The following is a 19,493-nucleotide window of genomic DNA, read 5'->3' as shown; positions in this document are numbered from 1 at the left end:
ATAACGCGCCCGCTACAAAGGACACATTGATCTATGAATACCTTATCAGGTAATTACCCATTGCTAGACACCATTAATTTGCCCGCCGATGTTCGCGCGCTCCCTAAAGACCAGCTTCAAGCTCTGTGTAAAGAAGTACGCGAATACCTAACTCATACCGTTAGTCTTTCAGGCGGACATTTTTCGGCAGGTCTGGGTACGGTTGAACTAACCGTCGCACTCCATTACGTTTTTAATACCCCCGAAGATCAATTAGTCTGGGATGTAGGTCATCAAGCGTATCCTCATAAAATCTTAACGGGGCGAAAAAAACAAATGCCCACGATACGCACAAAAGATGGTGTCTCTGCGTTTCCTAGCCGTAGTGAAAGTGAATACGATGCCTTTGGGGTCGGTCATTCAAGCACCTCTATTAGTGCGGCATTAGGCATGGCCATTGCCTCAAAATTAAACGGGGACGATAAAAAAATGGTGGCTATTATTGGCGATGGCAGCATTACGGGTGGAATGGCTTATGAAGCCATGAATCATGCAGGCGCATTAGATGCTAATTTATTAGTGATTCTAAATGATAATGACATGTCAATTTCACCGCCTGTCGGGGCGATGAGTAATTATTTAACCAAAGTTTTATCCAGTCAGCTTTATTCTTCGGTTAAAAAAGAAAGTAAAAAAGTCCTAAGTCGAATGCCCAGTATGTGGGAATTAGCGAAAAAAACCGAAGAACACATGAAAGGCATGATTGTACCAGGAACCTTGTTTGAAGAATTAGGCTTTAATTACATAGGCCCCATTGATGGTCATGATATTGATCGACTGGTTTCAACGCTGGAAAACTTAAAAAACCTGTCAGGGCCTTTATTTTTACATATCGTCACTAAAAAAGGTAAAGGCTACTCGCCCGCTGAAAAAGACCCCCTTGCCTATCACGGGGTACCTGCTTTTGATGTGACGAAAGATAGCTTACCCAAACCCAAACCATCCCCTCATCCCACTTATACCCAAGTATTTGGGCAATGGTTATGTGATATGGCCGCCAAAGAAGAACGGTTATTAGGCATTACCCCTGCCATGCGTGAAGGATCAGGGTTAGTTAAATTTTCAGAAACCTACCCTAATCGCTATTTTGATGTCGCTATTGCCGAACAACATGCGGTCACCTTAGCCGCAGGGCAAGCCTGTCAAGGGGCTAAACCTGTTGTTGCTATTTATTCCACCTTTTTACAACGGGCTTACGACCAGCTTATTCACGATGTGGCTTTACAAAATTTAGATGTCCTATTTGCCATTGATCGAGCAGGTTTAGTCGGCCCTGATGGACCGACTCATGCAGGATCATTTGATTATTCGTATATGCGTTGCCTTCCTAACATGGTGGTCATGGCCCCTGCGAATGAAGATGAGTTACGAAATATGCTCTACACGGGTTTCCTATTTAAAGGCCCTGCCTCAGTCCGCTACCCTCGCGGAAAAGGACCGGGCGCGCTGGTTAAAAGTTCAATGACAAAACTTGAAATAGGAAAAGCACAGGTCTGTCATCAAGGTGAACGCATTGCTATTTTAGCATGGGGAAGTTTAGTCACCCCGTCCATAGCTGTCGCCAAACAACTCAGCGCAACAGCGGTTAACATGCGTTTTATCAAGCCCCTTGATGAAGATTTAATTTTAGACGTTGCAAAAACACATGATGTCATCATCACCGTTGAAGAAAATGTCATTGCAGGGGGAGCAGGCAGTGCGGTTAATGAGTTCTTACAAGCCAAACAAATTTTAATGCCCATTTTAAATATAGGGCTTCCCGATGAGTTTGTTGAACAAGGGACACGAGAAGAATTATTAAGTTTATGTGGTTTAGATATACAAGGAATTCTTTCAAACATCGAACGGTTTTGTGCTTAATCGTTAAAAAACCTTAAAGTACAGGGTCTGTAGAGTTTTAAATGCTTGACACCTTACGGTGGCATTGATATAAATGACGCAGTTTCTTACGCCCTAAAACTAGGGCAAGGGTTAAGAAATTTGAATTATTCTATAAACATCATTGATAATTAACATTTCCTAAGGAGGAAAAATGAACAAATCACAACTAATAGACGCAATTGCTGCCGCTGCTGAGTTACCAAAAGCACAAGCGGGTAGAGCTTTAGATGGTTTTTTAACGACAGTCACATCTGAACTATCTGAAGGCAACAGTGTAGCACTCGTAGGCTTTGGAACGTTTTCTATTAAAGAAAGAGCGGCTAGAAAAGGCCGCAATCCACAAACAGGAGAAGAGATTACAATCAGTGCAGCAAGGATTCCTGCATTTAAAGCTGGTAAAGGTTTAAAGGATGCAGTAAAATAGCATTTCTTTAGTCGGGTGCTTAGCTCAGTTGGGAGAGCATCGCCCTTACAAGGCGAGGGTCGGGGGTTCGAACCCCTCAGCACCCACCAAGATTAAAGGAGCGGTAGTTCAGTTGGTTAGAATACCGGCCTGTCACGCCGGGGGTCGCGGGTTCGAGTCCCGTCCGCTCCGCCAAATATAAAAAAACCCCGAATCATAATGATTCGGGGTTTTTTTTTGCTTCTTAGAAAGTTGCCGTTAAAAGCCGTCTGGAAGATAATTCCTCGATTTGTTAAAATAATTTTGGCTAATCATTAAATAATGAAGCCAGCGAAAGTCGGGTATTGCTTTGAAATGGATAGCCAACAATTACATACACTTTTTATAACCTGATTAAAATAAGGTCAACGTAATGCTATTAAAGATTAGAGAAAAATCACAAGGCGTTTTTGCTTGGATTATCCTCATAGTGATTTGTGTCCCTTTTGCATTATGGGGAATTCAAAACTACATTGGTGGGGCATCGGAAGATGCTATTGTTACCGTGGGGGGGACAGAGTTTTATCAACAAGATATTAATAAAGCCTATCAGCAATACAGTCAAAAATTTGCTGGCATGACCGTTAACGAAACCACCTTAAGACAGCAAGCCCTCTTAAAACTCGTTAAAGATGAAGTTTTATTACAGCATGTCCGCGAAGAAGCCTTAGTTATTCCTGATGAAACCGCAAAAAAATTCATCCAATCGTTGGAATATTTTCAAGTTGATGGAAAATTTGATAAAGCTCAATATAAAGCCCTATTAAGTTCACAACAACTGTCCTCCACCCAGTTTATTCAACGAATTAAAAAAGCTCAAGTCATGGAGCAATACCAGCGCAGTGTATTGGCCAGTAGTTTTGCGACCCAATATGACATTGAATTATTCTTTAAAATTCAAAACCAGCAACGTGATATTGATTATTTAAGCATTCCTTTAACGCCGATAACCGTCGCGCCAACCGATGAGGCGATTAATAGTTATTATCAGAAAAACCAAGCCGCTTATCAAACGGCCGAACAGATGTCTATCGAATACGTTAGTTTATCATTGGATGATCTAGCCCAAAAAGTAGAAGTCACTGATGACCAATTACTCAGTTTTTATACCGATCAAAAAGATCTTTACACCACCAAAGAACGACGAAAAATCAGCCATATTTTATTTTCATTTGGAAAAGATGGCAATGATGAAGCGGTCTTAGCTAAAGCACAAGCGGCACAAAAAGAACTCGCCACTAAAAGTTTTGAAGCCTTAGCCGCCGAAGTCTCCGATGATACCACCACCGCTAAAAAGGGCGGTGACTTAGGTTTATTTGAAATTGGAGGCTTAGAAAAAGTATTAGAAGAGGCGGTTAGCCCCTTAAAACTAGGTGAAGTGACCGCACCCGTTAAATCAAGTTTTGGTTATCACTTATTAAAAGTCGTTGAATTAGTGCCTGCAAAAACAAAACCCTTTGAGGCCGTCAAAGCTGAGGTTAGCAAAGCGTTACAACGTAAAGAAGCCGAAAATAGTTTTTATGAAATGGCGGAAAGACTCGCCAATATCAGTTATGAAAATGCTGATAATTTAACCGCCGCAGCCGATGCCATTGATGCCAAGGTTGAAACCAGCGCGTTATTTTCTAAAGATAAGGGCGAAGGTGTTGCCAATAATGCCGCAGTCCGTACCGCGGCCTTTTCAGAAGATGTCTTAGCGGGTAATAATAGTGAATCCATTGAAATGGGAACGGATCGCGTGATTGTATTGAGAATGGCGCAACATCAACCGAAAAGTGTACGCCCCCTGATTGCCGTTAAAGCCGAAATCATCACCGTTTTATTAAGACAACAAGCACAACAACAGGCTGAAAAAACCGCTAACGACCTTAAAAAACAATTAGTCGCTGGCGTAGATATGCAAACACTGGCCACTGAAAAAACATTAGAGCTTAAACATAACCCAACCTTAGTGCGTAATAATAAAGAGCTTCCTTGGCAAGTGAGTCAAGCTATCTTTAAAGCCTCAAAACCGCTTACCGATAAACCCACTTTACTCACTGTGGGTTTAGAAACAGGCGAGCAGTACGTTATGCGTATTAATAAGGTGACTGAAGGGGTTATGAGTGAAAGTGATAAAAAACAATTAAAGTTAGCTCAACTTAATATTGGAAAAGCATTAGGCGAAGCCACCTTTGAAGCGGTATTAAATAGTCTACAAGCCAATACTGAGGTGACTATGAAAAAAATAGCGACCGAATAAAAATAAGAACGCCTATTGACTCCATTTAAATTGGGTAGAGTGGGCATTGCCCACCCTACCCCGTGTGCGTTTTGGAAATTATTAAAGTTTCAGTCTTAAATCACTCTTTAATTAATTTCCTCTTACCCCTTATCGTTTAGCCAACCTTACTAAAAACATGTCAGAAAGCCAACCAGACGAACAAATCCAAATTAAACAACGTCGTGAAAAACTTACTCTTTTGCGTGAAGAAAGCATTGCTTTTCCGACTGATTTTCGCCGCGAACATCTTGCCAGTGAATTATTAGCCACTTACAGCGATCAAACCAAAGAAGAATTAGACGAAACGCCGATTAGAGTTAAATTAGCGGGACGCATTATGACCCGCCGTATTATGGGGAAAGCGAGTTTTGCCCATATTCAAGATATGTCCTCTAAAATTCAACTTTATGTCACCCGTGACACCTTACCCGAAGGTTTTTATAATACCCAATTTAAAAAATGGGATATTGGCGATATTATTGGTTGTGAAGGCGTTTTATTTAAAACCAAAGTAGGGGAATTAAGTATTCGAGTCGATGCGATTCGTCTCTTGACCAAAGCCTTACGCCCGTTACCTGAAAAATTTCATGGCATTACCGATCAAGAAATTAAATATCGACAACGGTATTTAGATTTAATCATGAATCCTGATTCGCGTAAAAATTTTGTTATTCGTTCAAAAATAGTGAGTTATATTCGCCAATTTTTAACGGAACGGCAATTCATGGAAGTCGAAACCCCGATGATGCAAACAATTCCAGGCGGCGCGACGGCAAAACCGTTCACCACCCATCATAATGCGCTCGATATGGACTTATATTTACGCGTTGCGCCCGAACTCTATTTAAAACGCCTTGTTGTTGGTGGATTTGAGCGTGTTTTTGAAGTTAATCGTAATTTTCGGAACGAAGGCTTATCATCACGACATAATCCTGAATTTACCATGCTTGAGTTTTATCAAGCCTACGCGGAATACGGCGAATTAATGGATTTAACCGAAGCGATGTTACAAGGCATTGCACTGGATATTGGTGAGTCAACTCAAGTCAGCTATCAAGGGGAAACCTATGATTTTGGTCAGCCCTTTGTACGCATGACGGTGGTGGAGTCTATTTTACATTTCAATCCAGAATTAACATTAGATAATCTTTCAACGCGTGAGGCGGCTATCGACGTGGCCGAAAAACTTAGTATTCCTATTAAAGAGAGTTATGGGTTAGGAAAAGTTCAAATTGAAATTTTTGAAAAAACCGTTGAGCATCGGTTAATGAATCCAACGTTTATTACCGCTTATCCTGTCGAAGTTTCCCCACTTGCCCGCCGTAATGATGATGACCCTCATGTGACGGATCGCTTTGAGTTTTTTGTCGGAGGTCGTGAAATTGCCAATGGATTTACCGAATTAAATGATTCCGAAGACCAAGCGCAGCGTTTTCAGCAACAAGTGAATGAAAAAGACGCGGGCGATGATGAAGCTATGCACTATGATAGTGATTATATTACGGCATTAGAATATGGAATGCCGCCCACAGCAGGCGAAGGCATTGGCATAGATCGTTTGGTGATGCTATTTACTGACGCGCCGTCAATTCGTGATGTTTTATTATTTCCTCACATGCGCGCTAAAGCCTAGTCTAAACCGCGTTAAGAGCCACTTAACTTTAATGGCTACCAACCCATTCGTGTGAGCTTATCGAAGTAGGAACGGCTTAACCGTCTGCCCTTCGACTGAACTCAGGACAAGCGGTTAAGCCTCGCCCTGTAATATCCCATCTTAAATTAGTAGCCACTTTAATTTTATAAAAAAGTGGCTTTCTAAACGATTACGACTGCATTCGCTTTAAAACTCATCCAAATAAGAGCGGTTAACCTCAAGTCTAATCCCGTTAGAGCCTCTTGAGTAATCATAACCTGAAAAATATCCCCTGCATTGACACTCACACGAACTAATTCATTCTCCTTCGTAATTGCAATCACACGACCTTGATATTGATTCTGCATACTTGAATTTAAACGGTTTTTTGATAAGACAATATCACGGGGATCTATTGAAATATGCGTTGACGAATCGAATGATTTTGTCGCTAATATCGTTAAATGCGCTGTTTTAAAATAACCCGCCTCAAAGATGCCCTTAAACAAATTAACTAAGGGGGATTCAATTTGCCTCCCCTTGGCTAATGAAATCATATTATCGGCAATGGCCAAGCCTTGTAAACGGTTGTGGGTACTAAAGATCAGTGTATTTTGAGTATTTATCACATAATTTAAAATAAATTGTTCTAATAATTGGCTGCTTGTTTGATCTAAGTAGCTAAACGGTTCATCCATTAATAGGACTTTAGGTTGGGTGATTAAGGCGCGTGCGAGGGCAACTTTTTGTAATTGGCCCCCTGATAGCATTTTTGCAGGATGTTCTTGGAGGTTATCTAGGGTTAGTTGCTCTAAAATAGTGGTTATTTTAGCGCGGTGTTGATTGTTTGGAATTTGATGGATTTTTAAGATTAAACGCAGGTTGTCATTTACCGACCCTCTAAAGAGATAGGGTTTTTGTGCTAAAAAGCCGATTTGTCTACGAAAATAGGTGTGTTGTTTTAACGTCACTGGGGTATTAAAGAATTTTAGGCTTCCTTGCTTGGGGCGTTCTAATAAGCCTAATAATTTGAGTAAGGTACTTTTACCGCTGCCATTATCGCCCATTAAAGCGGTAATTTTTTGAGCGGGAATGTTTAATGTTGGGAGTGTTAAGTTAAACCCGCTATTTTTTTTGTAAAAATAATCAATTTGATTGAGTTGATAGGCTTGATTGTTATGGTCGTTCATTAAATTAATAAGTAAAGCATGGATCTACTTTAAATTTCAGGGTAAAACAAATATCAGACCTGCAAACTTTGCGCTTTTTGAGCGATAAGATTCGCCATAGACGGCATTTTGAATTCACCACTAACTCGGTCATAAACATAATCATAAAAACTCACGGCTAGTTTTTTAGCCGTTTCAGCAAGACTCATAAAACTGTCTTTGATTTTCGTGCCTTTCTCATTTCGAGTCTGGAAGCTTATGTCTCGCGCACGCGCTTGTCTTCTTGATTCATCACTGTATTAACAGGTATTTGAGCATCAACTTTTGCCCGCGCTTTATCAGCTAACTTGAACTCGTCAAGCAAGGATTGAGCTTGTTGATTGTAGATATAATGGCGTGGCGCATAATCGGTCAGCACGTCCAGAACCGATAAACGGTTTTTGTGTTTGGTGGTGAAATAAGCGGTAAACAAGTCATTGCAGACCACCTGACAATAGTGGTTATCACCGTTGACTCGCGCACTGGTATCATCAATCTGCCCGTAATCACTGTTGAGAATACCGCTGCGATAAAGTTCGCTTTTTTTCCTGAGACTTAAGCATGGGAATTAAGCTACGAAAAAGCCTTTAGATACTAAGTCGCTAGGCAAGCCAGTTTTGTCGAGTAGGCATTTTAGCGTTTGGTCGATTTTAACTCGTGGGATCTTGGGTTTACGGCGGCGTTTTTTCTTATCCGAGTCCGTATTTTCAGTGTCGTTATTAGTTTCTTTTTGCGCGTCAACTTGTGCTTTTTTTACGTTCGTCTTCGGATGAAATATCATCACCCTTATTATTTTTATTGGGTTTGATATCAGGCTTTCCCTGCTCACCTTTCAAGCGATTAACCTCGTCACGAAGTTGCTGTAATTCAGTTTCTAAAGACAATTTATCACTGGCTAAGCGTTCAATAAGATTGAATATTTTTTTGACAATATCCTGCGCTTCGCTACTTTCAATTTGAGCGATTGCTTGATAAATGGCGTTAGTTTCAGCCTGTCGGTCGTGGATATTCAAAGTATGTAAATGTTCGTTCTTTTATGATATGTTGTCAAATCTATTTTAGAAATTTTATCTTTACCCTGAGATTTAAAGTAGATACAAGACAAGCGCGTGCGCGAGACATAAGCTTCCAGACTCGAAATGAGAAAGGCACGAAAATCAAAGACAGTTTTATGAGTCTTGCTGAAACGGCTAAAAAACTAGCCGTGAGTTTTTATGATTATGTTTATGACCGAGTTAGTGGTGAATTCAAAATGCCGTCTATGGCGAATCTTATCGCTCAAAAAGCGCAAAGTTTGCAGGTCTGATATTTGTTTTACCCTGAAATTTAAAGTAGATACGATGCTATCGTGGTCAGGATGCAAGCCAGAAGCAATATACAATACGGGAATTAACTCATAGATTGCTCTTTCTATTTTACGACTGGAAAATATGCCCTTGGCATAGCAATAAAAGAGTAAAGCTAACATCATTTTCGGCGGATACCCCTTACTTCCTCCACGTTTATAAGCATTTTCTATCACACGAGTATCCAATTGCTCAACGACATCAATTATAAAAATAGCTAAATCGTCATCCTTTAACCATTCCACTAAATTATCAGGTAAGACAATTGGCTCGCGTCTATCTATTTTTATGAATTTCTGACTCATTTTAAGGCAATCTTAATTTTAAGTATATTAGCTATAAATTGTAGCAGAAAGACTAAAAGTCCGACAAACTCCTAGAATTTTACTTAATTTGACTATTTTTGTTTTTAGAGACTAATTCTGTCCGTTTGGCAAAGGCATTGCAATATAGGATTAAAATAAAAAAAGGGTGAATAAATCACCCTTTCTTTTATTTACAAAACCTTAAACTTCAGGTTCTGGCTCATCATCTTGAACATAAGGGGCTTGATGAATGCCTTCAGGATTTAATTGAGCTTCCCGTTCGGGCGTTAATTCACGTTCCAACCAATCTATATCTTGATCTTCAATTTTATGTAACACCACAAACTCATCACGTTGAGACCCAACCGTACCATAGTAATTAAAACCATAACTCAATTGAGCATAACCCCCAATCATGTGTGTCGGTTTAACCGTAATACGAGTAACACTATTTAAAATACCGCCGCGTTTGCCCGATGACTTCGCCCCTGGGGTATTAATATGTTTCTCTTGCGCGTGATACATCATCGCCATCCCTTCTGGAATGCGTTGACTCACAATAACACGTGCCATCGTCGCACCATTGGTATTTAACGCTTCAACCCAATCCCCATCTTCTAAATCAATAGACTTCGCATCAACTTCCGAGACCCAAACCCCAGGGCCTCCACGGAATAACGTCAACATCCGTAAATTATCACTGTAAGTACTATGAATTCCCCATTTAGAATGGGGCGTAATCCAATTTAAGGTTAAATGTGGCTTATCTTTGATGATTTTTTCAATCCCTTGGGTCGCACTTAAATCCACAGGGGGCCGATAAGTACAAAAGGATTCACCAAAATCACGCATCCATTGATGATCTTGATAAAATTGAGCTCGACCTGTTAAAGTTCTAAAAGGAATATGCTCATGAATATTGGTATAACCCGCGTTATAACTGACTTTTTCTGATTCAATACCACTCCACGTTGGCGCAGTAATAATTTTACGCGGTTGGGCTTTAATATCACGAAAGGTGATTTTGTCATCTTCACGCGATTTAGCTAAATGCCCGTGATCTATCCCCGTTTTTTTACTTAACGCATCCCATGATCTAACCGCAACTTCGCCATTGGTTTCAGGGGCTAAGGCTAAAATTGTTTCACAAACATTAATATCTTTTTCTAACGAAGGCATTCCTTTTGAAATTCCTTCCTCTTGAATGGTGTAACAAATTTCTTTTAAATGCTCGTATTCTTTATCCGTAGTCCAGTCGATCCCTTTGACATTATTACCTAACTTAGGTATTAAAGGGCCTAGAGCGGTAAATTTTTTATAAGTATTCCCAAAATCACGATCAACGACTTTTAAAATCGGTAAAGTTTTACCTGGAATCGGCTCACATTCGCCTCGTTTCCAATCTTTAACCTCCATCGGTTGTGCTAATTCCGCGGGGGTATCATGTAACATGGGTAAGGCGACTAGATCTTTTTGGGTGCCTAAATGTTTTTCCGCTAACGGTGAAAAATGTTCCGCTAAGGTTTTAAAAATTTGCCAATCCGATTTAGATTCCCAACCAGGGTTAACAGCTTCGGCGAGAGGATGGATGAAGGGGTGCATATCGGTGGTATTTAAATCATCTTTTTCATACCAAGTCGCGGTCGGTAAAACAATATCCGAATACGCGCCTGTGGAATTCATCCGAAAATTAATATCAACCATTAAATCAAGTTTTGCAATCGGCGCGTCTTTATGCCATTTAATTTCATTACCTTTGGCATCTTGCACTACATCTTGCATTACTCCATTTTGCGCACCGAGTAAATGTTTCAGAAAATATTCATGCCCTTTGGCACTAGAGCCTAATAAATTGGCTCGCCAAACGAATAAATTACGCGGGTGATTTTCTTCGGCATCAATATCTTCAGCAGCAAAGGCAATGTCGCCACTTTTAAGTTTTTCGACCACATAATCCGCAATGCTTTTTTCATCATCTGCCCCAGCAGCCATCGCCTCTTTGCAAATTTCTAAAGGATTTTTATTAAAATGCGGGGCTGAAGGTAACCAGCCTAACCGTTGTGAGACGACGTTATAATCCGCTAAATTACTGCCCTTGTATTTTTCCTTAGCATTCGCTGCTAATAAACCATCCGCATCTAAACGCTCATAACGCCATTGGTCGGTATGAAAGTAGAAGAAAGTAGTCCCATTCATGTGACGTGGGGGGCGATGCCAATCTAAACCAAAGGCAACAGGTAACCAACCTGCTTGAGGACGTAATTTTTCTTGTCCAACATAATGCGCCCAACCGCCGCCACTTTGACCGACACAACCACACATGTGTAATAGATTCATAATAGCGCGATAGTTCATATCATTGTGATACCAATGATTGATACCCGCGCCTAAAATAACCATGGATTTACCACGTGTTTTTGCCGCATTATCAGCAAACTCACGTCCTGTACGAATAATATCCGCTTGTTTAACCCCTGTTATCGCCTCTGCCCAGGCAGGTGTGTTCGGGGTATTCGCATCGTCATAACCTAAAGCAACATCGCCTCCTAACCCACGATCAATGCCATATTGAGCAACTTGTAAATCAAAAACAGTGGCAACCATAACTTCTTTGCCATTCAGTATGATTTTTTTCGCAGGCACGTTACGTTTCATGCCTAAATCTTTGCCTGAATCAAAGCTTGGAAAAATAACTTCGACACGATCGTTATTACCCGAAATTAAACTTAATTGAGGGTGAGTTTCTAAGTCGCCTTTTTTAGGCAATAAATTCCATTTTCCTTCTTCGCCCCAACGAAAACCAACGGATCCATTAGGGGCAATAATATCCCCTGTTTTTTCATCTAAAACCACTGTTTTCCATTCAGGGTTATTTTTTTCACCTAATGAATTATCAAAATCAGCCGCTCTAACTAAACGTCCCGTCGTGAATGATTCATCATGCGCTTCTAGCATCACTAACATCGGTAAATCGGTATAGGTCCGTGCGTATTCTTGAAAATAATCATTTTGATTGTCGATGAAAAATTCTTTGAGAGCCACATGCCCCATTGCAAGAAAAATCGCAGAATCCGTGCCTTGTTTTGCAGGCATCCAAAGATCGGCAAATTTAACATACTCTGCATAATCTGGCGCAATCGCAACAACTTTTGTCCCTTTGTAACGCACTTCTGAATAAAAATGTGCATCAGGCGTACGCGTCATCGGTAAATTTGCACCCGCAACGATTAAGTATGTTGAGTTATACCAATCAGCCGACTCAGGTACATCCGTTTGCTCGCCCCATGTTTGCGGTGAGGCGGGCGGTAAATCGCAATACCAATCGTAAAAGGATAAACACACACCCCCAATTAACGATAAGTAACGACTGCCTGCGGCATAACTAATCATCGACATTGCAGGGATCGGTGAAAAACCTACGATGCGATCAGGGCCATGTTCTTTTGCGGTGTAAACATTGGCTGCCGCCATGATTTCATTGACCTCATCCCATTCTGCGCGAACAAAACCGCCCAATCCTCTAACAGCCGTATATTTTTTACGCTTCTCAGGATCTTTTTGAATCGCTCCCCAAGCTTCAACAGGATCTTTACCCGTTGCCCGTTCAGCACGATAAATCGTGACTAAACGTTCTCGTATCATGGGATGTTTAACGCGATGTGGGCTGTATAAATACCATGAAAAACTAGCTCCGCGTTGACAGCCGCGTGGTTCATGATTGGGTAGATCAGGACGCGTGCGTGGATAATCCGTTGCTTGCATTTCAAAGGCAACTAAGCCATTTTTTACATGGACATTCCAAGAACAGCCGCCCGTACAATTGACTCCGTGGGTTGAACGAACAACCTTGTCAAAACGCCAACGATTACGGTAACCATCTTCCCAATGACGACTTTCATCGGTGACGATGCCATGACCATTGGAAAACGTGCTTTTTGTCTTTTTAAAAAAATTTAATCGGTCGAGAAAATGACTCATTAATTTGTCTCCTTGTTGGCGTTTATCGCTTTCAGACTTATGTGAATACGATTGATAGGTAATGCGTGTTTATACTGAGAGATCGTTAGACCTCATCATCAAGTAAATTTTCGACGTTACCAATACTAATTGCGCTAATTAATAATTTATTTAAGCGGTCTATATTGTTTATATTTAATAATTTAGTATGGGTAGGCTCTGGAATTTCTTGGAAGCGTGTGGTCAGAATATTAATAATATTTTGCTGTAGCGTAGCAATGATACCGCGTATTTCACCCCGTATTTCACCCCGTTTTTCACCGCGTTTTTCACCGCGTTTTTCACCGCGTTTTGCTCCTAGTTGATAAAGCCCAGATTTTTCAATAGTTATTTGAGTTATCATCTCACTTGCCTTTTCTATGTGTGATTGCAGATTTCTATTTTCAGCTAAAACATCAACCATACTTAAATATTCCCGAAACTGCTTAGGATCATCTTTGAATAATTCATGTAAACCTAGCACAATATGATTGACCATTTCTTGTTCATCACGACCTTGAAAGTCACATAGAATTGCTAAAACTAACGCATCAGGGTTATTTCGAGCCATTAATGTTTGGCAATCAACATCCTTCATATCAATTAAGTTATAACAATAGTGCCAATCAGGTTCTTTGATGCCGCTATGCATTTTTAATGGTTTTTGGCCTATATAAATGACATATTGTTTAATGGGTAATTTACGGTTAGCAAGGGCAATATCCGTATAATAGCGCATCATTCGCAGGGGCATTTTAGAATCGTTGCTGCTTTGAATTTCGATGTGCAATATAAACGCTTGATTGTTTTTAAGCTTCAACTTGACGACTAAATCAGCACGGCGTTCTTCTATTCGCTGTTGTTCTGTGGTTAAGAGTTCGACTTCGTTAGGATCTATTTTTAACTTTAATAAATGAATAGCAATATCAACAGCAATCCGCTTGATACTTTGTTTACTGATAATATCTTTATGAGCCATGATTTTAAACGTTATCTAAGATAAGCCAAGTTTTTGATTATAAATAATCGGATGAATCGTAATGTTTAAATGGGTAAAACCTTGTTTTTTGAAGCGTTATTATAACATTGACTCGCTAGGTAACTAGAAATAAAATGGTAAAATATTATTTCAATTCATAATACTGAAATAATTAGGGAAATTTTTTAATTTTTCTATCACGCATAGCCTTAAAGATGAGGCTTGTAAGTTCAATAACTAACTCACACACTATGACTTACCCCATTGAAAAAATTCGTGCTGATTTTCCTATTTTAGCGCAAAAAATTCGTAATAAACCGTTAATTTATTTAGATAATGCCGCCAGTTGTCAAAAGCCCAATCAAGTGATTGATTGTATTAGTGATTTTTATCGGCAAGATTATTCTAATATTCATCGCGGGGTTCATACATTAAGTCAGCGGGCAACTGATAAATATGAACAAGCACGAACTAAAGTCAAAGATTTTATCAACGCGAATTCCGAGAAAGAAATTATTTTTGTGCGCGGTGCAACGGAGGCAATTAATTTAATTGCCCAAACCTTTGGACAAGCCACTATTAAGGCCGGGGATGAAATTTTAATTACCGCCATGGAGCATCATTCTAACATTGTACCGTGGCAAATGCTGTGTAAGCAAAAAGGAGCCGTTCTTAAGGTAGCTCCGATCAACCATCAGGGGGAATTAATTTATGAGGCGTTTGAAAGTCTGATTACTGATAAAACCAAACTGGTTGCGGTTGTACACATGTCAAATGCACTCGGAACGGTTAACCCGATTAAAAAAATAATTGCCGCCGCCCATGCTAAAAATATTCCTGTTTTATTAGATGGTGCTCAAGCGATTCCTCACATGTCGGTGGATGTACAGGCTTTAGATTGTGATTTTTATGTCTTTTCAGGGCATAAACTTTATGCACCTTCGGGTATTGGAGTTTTATACGGTAAACAAGCTTTATTGGAGGCGATGCCTGCCTATCAAGGCGGCGGTGATATGATTAGGACCGTTACTTTTGAAAAAAGCACCTATTCAGGTTTACCGCATAAATTTGAAGCGGGTACGCCTAATATTGCAGATACGGTCGCCTTAGGGGCGGCTATTGATTATTTGAATGAAATAGGAATGGATACAATTGCCGCTTATGAACATGAGCTGTTAGTGTATGCCACCGAAAAAGCACGAAAAATTAACGGCTTGACCCTTATTGGCGATGCTGCTGAAAAAGGGGCTATTTTATCTTTTACATTGGATAAAATTCATCCACATGATATAGGCACTATGTTGGATAGTGTCGGAATTGCTATTCGCGCAGGTCATCATTGTGCAATGCCTGTGATGGATTTCTTTGAAGTACCTGCTACCGCGCGGGCTTCATTTGCTATGTATAATACGAAAGCTGAAATTGATGTGTTAATGGAAGCGATTGAGGAATTGATGGTTGTTTTTGGATAACGGGATAGAAAACTCGCGTCCAGATGGGAGAGCCGAAAAAATATCGGCTCTCGTTATCTTATAATTTAAGCGTTATCTGCGATGGCTTCTAGCTCATCCCAACGTCGATAGGATTTTTCTAATTTTTGTTCCGTTTCTTGAAGTTCATTTAAAACGTTAGCGGTCATTTCTTTCGCTTGTTGATAAAAATCAGACGCATTAATTTTTTTATTAATCGTTTGTTGTAATTCTTCTAACGTATCAATGATTTCAGGAAGCGAGTCAAGCTCCTGCTGCTGTTTGTACGTTATTTTTTTCTTGGAAACAACGGCTGCTTTTTCAGGTTTTGACGTGTTTTTTAATTTTTGGGTTATTTGATTTTTTTTTCGTTGTTGCTGCTGATGAAGTGACCAGTTGCTATAGCCCCCAATAAATTCATCAATTTGAGCGTGTCCATCAAAAACAAGGACACTAGTGACCACATTATCTAAAAAAGCACGATCATGACTGACTAAGAGTAACGTTCCTTCAAAGTCAACTAACTTAGCTTCCAATAACTCTAAGGTTTCTAAATCTAAATCATTGGTTGGCTCATCCATAATGATGAGATTGGCAGGGCGGGTAAATAATTTAGCCAATAATAATCTATTTTTTTCGCCTCCTGATAAACTTTTAATCGGCGACCGCGCTCTTGCAGGGCTGAATAAAAAATCAGATAAATAAGACATCACATGACGTTTATTTCCTGCAATTTCAATAAAATCACTGCCTTCGGCCACAGAATCGGCAACCGTCATTTCAGGATCTAATTGCTCTCTCAATTGATCGAAATAGGCAATGTCTAATTTAGTACCTTGAGTGACGGTTCCTTGAGTCGGTTCTAATTGCTTTAAAAGTAATTTTAAAAAGGTTGATTTTCCACTCCCATTTCCGCCAATTAATCCAATTTTATCGCCTCGTTGAATTAACGTAGAAAAATCCTCAATAATCACTTTATCACTGTATTTAAAGTTTAAATTTTCCACTTCAATTACTTTTTTACCCGAGGCATCGGATGACCCTAAGGTTAATTTACTGGTTCCTTGTTGATTTCGGCGTTCAGAGCGTTCACGGCGTAACTGCTCTAAGGCTCTAACCCGTCCTTCATTACGTGTTCGTCTGGCTTTAACCCCTTGGCGTATCCAGACTTCTTCTAGAGCCAGTTTTTTATCAAATTCAGAATTTTGGTTGGCTTCATCTTCCAAGGCACTCGCTTTGCGACGTAAATAATCGCTATAACTCCCTTGCCATGAGACTAATTGACCTCGATCTAAATCAACAATTCGCGTGGCTAATTTTTGTAAAAAAGAGCGATCATGAGTCACAAATAAAACAGCGCCTTTAAAATTACTGACTTGTTCTTCTAACCATGTAATACTTTCAAAATCTAAATGATTGGTCGGTTCGTCTAATAACAAAACATCAGGCTCGATGACTAACGCTTGAGCAAGAGCAACCCGACGTTTCCAGCCGCCAGATAAACTGCTGACTTGAACATCAGCGGGTAAATTAAGTTTGCTTAAGGTGTTTTCAACTCGCTGTTGGAAATGCCAACCGTTGTGGGTTTCCAATTTATGTTGTAAGTCGCCCAGTTCATGGAGTGCTTTCTCATCACTCGCATCTAAAGTCATGGATAAGCTATGATAACGACAAATCCAATGGCCTAAATCACCGAGTCCATCAGCGACTGCATCATAAATGGTCATTCCTTCGGTTAGCTCAGGCGATTGCTCTAACCATGATAATTTCAAGGCAGAATCTCGCCAAATATCGCCCTCATCCGCTTGAATGTTGCCTGCAATAATTTTCATCAACGTGGATTTTCCCTCCCCATTACGACCTAGGAGGCCTACGCGTTCACCCGCATCCAATTGAAAGTTAGCATGATCTAATAAAGAGTGGGTTCCGTAAGCAATGGAAACATTTGAAAGTTGTAATAAAGGCATTATATTTTTTTAGGTTGTAAATAACGGCGCAGTAGGTCTAAACCCAGCATTGCGGCACGATTTTGTTTGCGATCTAATGATCCATTTAAGGTTTCAATACGTTGATGAATCCCTGTCGGCGTTTGTAATGTGTTGTATAAAATAACAGGATGGTTTTCATTCCTATCCACTTGATTATCATCCTGATAAAGTTGTACTAAGGCAAAATCTGTCCCATTATGATGCTGTAATTTTTTAGCTAACTGTTTTGCGAAGATTGATAAGTCACTTTCTAGGTCAATTTTCCAGTGTCGCCTGAGTGACTCTAGGGTATTAAAAAAAGAGGATGTTGTTAACCACGTATGACCGATACATTTAGCGGCAAATAACCCTTGGCTCAGTGTTTCAATCGCGGCAAGGGTTTGCTTATTTTGTTGTAATTGTTTAGAGACAACCTCAACCAGCCCGCCTGTCTTATTTTCTAAGGTCTCAATAGCAAATAAAGGATCTCCTATGGCCGCTGTTATCTGATTTATTAATAACGCTTTAGTGGCGGGGGGAAATTGTTGAGGAAATAATAATTTAAGCTGATTTTCTTCGGGTGTCGCTCTAAAACCGATTTTAAGCGTTTTAGGTAAATCAAGTTGATTGAGACAGGATTGTAACTCAGATTCCCCAATGCCAAAGGTTTTTAAGGTAATTAAAGGCTGTGGGGTTAACGTAAAATCCGTGGTTAAAATGGCTTTTATTTTTTCATTAAATAAATTCCGCATTTCAAAGGGAACCCCTGGTAAAAAAATAAATAAACACTGTTCGTATTTAAAGCTAAACGCAGGTGCGGTTCCCCACGGATTGTCAATTCGCGTTGCACCTCGTGGAAAAAAAGCTTGTTGACGATTAACCTCCGCCATTTTTTTTTCACGTTTTTGAAAATAAGTTTGAATATTTTCTAAGGCGATAGGGTCAATAATTAAAGGCGTGTCAAAGGCGTTTGAAACCGCTTCACGCGTTAAATCATCTGTTGTCGGCCCTAAACCGCCTGTGCAAAGACAACATGCACTGCGGCTTGCAATTTCTTGAAGCAAAACCGTTAAATCGTTTAGATTATCACCGACTGCTGTATGTCGAGATACCTCAAATCCTAATGAAATAAGGTGTGATGATAACCACGCGGCATTAGTGTCGGCCACTTGCCCTGTGATAACTTCTTCACCTTGTGAGAAAATTTCAACCGTTGGATTCATTCTGCGTATTTTTTCAAAACGAGGGGTTCCCTTTGTAGTTTTAGGTTAAATTATTCCGTTTTTTTATAACGATCTAAAATAGAATTAGCGGAAGATTGATTACCAATCACACCAGCGGCTTTTAATTTAGCTTGTAAGTCACCGCCACTGTTTTCCTGAGCGAGTTCTCGCGCAGATTTCATTTTATCTTTCCGCTTTTGTTGTTTGGCCTTAATGCGTTCCATTGATGCTGTCGCGGAATTAAGTGAGGAATTTGTTCCCGAAAACTGTGCCGAGGTTGCTTCACTGGCTTTTTGTACCGCTTCCGTCGATTTAACAATAGCAACTTCGCGACCTAGGGCTTCAATTTGTTTGGCCGAATCTTTAATAATTCCTTTTAGCTCTTTAACTTGTTCGGTATAAGAGTCTAAAACCGCTTGGTTGGTGTCTAAATCACTTTCTACATCGGCTAATTTTTCAGCCGTTTCTAACGCTAAGGCTTCATTTCCAGAATCCAATAATTTCCCTATGGCTTCACTGTATTCATCAACCGTAGCTTTTAAATTAGCGACTTTACGAGCCATTCCTTTTTGTTCTGCCATAACTCCTGTTAACGAGCCATTCGCTTTACTTTGATTTTCTTTCGCATCACGTATTTCTTGTTCCATAATGCGGATACCTTGACTATCTACAAAGGCATCATTCGCATCATTTCCTAATCCTTTAACTGTTTTAAATACATTATTTAAAAATCCCATCGTAT

The 19,493-nt window shown here is 39.9% G+C and carries 16 protein-coding genes and 2 tRNA genes; 8 read left to right on the top strand and 10 right to left on the bottom strand.

Going from position 1 to position 19,493, the window contains the following annotated elements:
- Window positions 1-33: 33 nt before the first annotated feature.
- The 6 genes from dxs (at window position 34) to lysS (ending at window position 6,258) form a co-directional block, all read left to right on the top strand.
- Window positions 34-1,899: a 1-deoxy-D-xylulose-5-phosphate synthase gene (dxs, locus tag Q9M50_10955; GenBank protein ID MDQ7091142.1), complete on the top strand. Its 1,866-nt coding sequence runs from the start codon at window positions 34-36 to the stop codon at window positions 1,897-1,899.
- Window positions 1,900-2,071: 172 nt separating this feature from the next.
- Complete coding sequence (locus tag Q9M50_10950) at window positions 2,072-2,344, top strand: HU family DNA-binding protein (GenBank protein MDQ7091141.1); 273 nt, start codon at window positions 2,072-2,074, stop codon at window positions 2,342-2,344.
- A 13-nt stretch (window positions 2,345-2,357) separates the two neighbouring features.
- Window positions 2,358-2,433: transfer RNA gene (locus Q9M50_10945), tRNA-Val, on the top strand.
- Between the two features lie 8 nt (window positions 2,434-2,441).
- Window positions 2,442-2,518 (top strand) — tRNA-Asp (locus Q9M50_10940).
- Between the two features lie 217 nt (window positions 2,519-2,735).
- Complete coding sequence (locus Q9M50_10935; GenBank protein MDQ7091140.1) at window positions 2,736-4,604, top strand: SurA N-terminal domain-containing protein; 1,869 nt, start codon at window positions 2,736-2,738, stop codon at window positions 4,602-4,604.
- Window positions 4,605-4,761: 157 nt separating this feature from the next.
- A complete protein-coding gene (gene lysS / locus Q9M50_10930) occupies window positions 4,762-6,258 on the top strand; it encodes a lysine--tRNA ligase (GenBank protein MDQ7091139.1) in 1,497 nt (498 codons plus the stop codon).
- A gap of 182 nt (window positions 6,259-6,440) precedes the next feature.
- Here the strand turns inward: lysS and Q9M50_10925 are convergent, their stop codons facing one another.
- The 5 genes from Q9M50_10925 to Q9M50_10905 form a co-directional block, all read right to left on the bottom strand.
- On the bottom strand, window positions 6,441-7,448 hold the full coding sequence (locus tag Q9M50_10925) for an ATP-binding cassette domain-containing protein (protein ID MDQ7091138.1): 1,008 nt from the start codon (window positions 7,446-7,448) through the stop codon (window positions 6,441-6,443).
- 53 nt (window positions 7,449-7,501) lie between these two features.
- Window positions 7,502-7,636, bottom strand: coding sequence for a hypothetical protein (locus Q9M50_10920; protein ID MDQ7091137.1), 135 nt, complete (start codon window positions 7,634-7,636; stop codon window positions 7,502-7,504).
- Window positions 7,637-7,683: 47 nt separating this feature from the next.
- A complete protein-coding gene (locus Q9M50_10915) occupies window positions 7,684-7,914 on the bottom strand; it encodes a hypothetical protein (GenBank protein MDQ7091136.1) in 231 nt (76 codons plus the stop codon).
- Window positions 7,915-8,034: 120 nt separating this feature from the next.
- Window positions 8,035-8,247, bottom strand: a complete 213-nt coding sequence (locus Q9M50_10910; protein ID MDQ7091135.1) for a hypothetical protein — start codon at window positions 8,245-8,247, stop codon at window positions 8,035-8,037.
- Complete coding sequence (locus Q9M50_10905) at window positions 8,204-8,479, bottom strand: hypothetical protein (GenBank protein ID MDQ7091134.1); 276 nt, start codon at window positions 8,477-8,479, stop codon at window positions 8,204-8,206. The genes Q9M50_10910 and Q9M50_10905 overlap by 44 nt, the downstream gene beginning before the upstream one ends.
- Window positions 8,480-8,637: 158 nt before the next feature.
- On the opposite strand from Q9M50_10905, the gene Q9M50_10900 reads away from it, so the two are divergent.
- Window positions 8,638-8,772 carry a hypothetical protein gene (locus tag Q9M50_10900; protein ID MDQ7091133.1) on the top strand — a complete coding sequence of 45 codons (135 nt, stop codon included), beginning with the start codon at window positions 8,638-8,640 and terminating at the stop codon, window positions 8,770-8,772.
- Window positions 8,773-9,318: 546 nt separating this feature from the next.
- Here the strand turns inward: Q9M50_10900 and Q9M50_10895 are convergent.
- Together Q9M50_10895 and Q9M50_10890 are read right to left on the bottom strand one after the other, a co-directional pair.
- Window positions 9,319-13,095 (bottom strand): nitrate reductase subunit alpha, encoded by a 3,777-nt coding sequence (locus tag Q9M50_10895; GenBank protein MDQ7091132.1) that lies wholly within the window; start codon window positions 13,093-13,095, stop codon window positions 9,319-9,321.
- Window positions 13,096-13,180: 85 nt separating this feature from the next.
- Window positions 13,181-14,092 carry an Rpn family recombination-promoting nuclease/putative transposase gene (locus tag Q9M50_10890; GenBank protein MDQ7091131.1) on the bottom strand — a complete coding sequence of 304 codons (912 nt, stop codon included), beginning with the start codon at window positions 14,090-14,092 and terminating at the stop codon, window positions 13,181-13,183.
- Between the two features lie 251 nt (window positions 14,093-14,343).
- Between Q9M50_10890 and Q9M50_10885 the strand changes: the two genes are divergently transcribed.
- Window positions 14,344-15,564 (top strand): cysteine desulfurase, encoded by a 1,221-nt coding sequence (locus Q9M50_10885; protein ID MDQ7091130.1) that lies wholly within the window; start codon window positions 14,344-14,346, stop codon window positions 15,562-15,564.
- 65 nt (window positions 15,565-15,629) lie between these two features.
- Here Q9M50_10885 and Q9M50_10880 read toward each other — a convergent pair whose 3' ends face one another.
- Genes Q9M50_10880 through Q9M50_10870 form a run of 3 tightly spaced genes read right to left on the bottom strand, consistent with a single transcriptional unit; the run spans window position 15,630 to window position 19,488 of the window.
- Window positions 15,630-17,528, bottom strand: a complete 1,899-nt coding sequence (locus Q9M50_10880) for an ATP-binding cassette domain-containing protein (GenBank protein MDQ7091129.1) — start codon at window positions 17,526-17,528, stop codon at window positions 15,630-15,632.
- Window positions 17,528-18,751, bottom strand: a complete 1,224-nt coding sequence (locus Q9M50_10875) for a molybdopterin-binding protein (GenBank protein ID MDQ7091128.1) — start codon at window positions 18,749-18,751, stop codon at window positions 17,528-17,530. Before Q9M50_10875 ends, Q9M50_10880 begins: the two co-directional genes overlap by 1 nt.
- 50 nt (window positions 18,752-18,801) lie before the next feature.
- Window positions 18,802-19,488 carry a PspA/IM30 family protein gene (locus Q9M50_10870; protein MDQ7091127.1) on the bottom strand — a complete coding sequence of 229 codons (687 nt, stop codon included), beginning with the start codon at window positions 19,486-19,488 and terminating at the stop codon, window positions 18,802-18,804.
- Between the last annotated feature and the right edge of the window lie 5 nt (window positions 19,489-19,493).

The sequence above is a fragment of the Methylococcales bacterium genome (assembly GCA_030949405.1).
In the GTDB taxonomy this organism is placed as follows: domain Bacteria; phylum Pseudomonadota; class Gammaproteobacteria; order Methylococcales; family Methylomonadaceae; genus WTBX01.
Note: the sequence above shows the minus strand (reverse complement) of the source record. Positions and strands in the feature narration are given on the sequence as shown.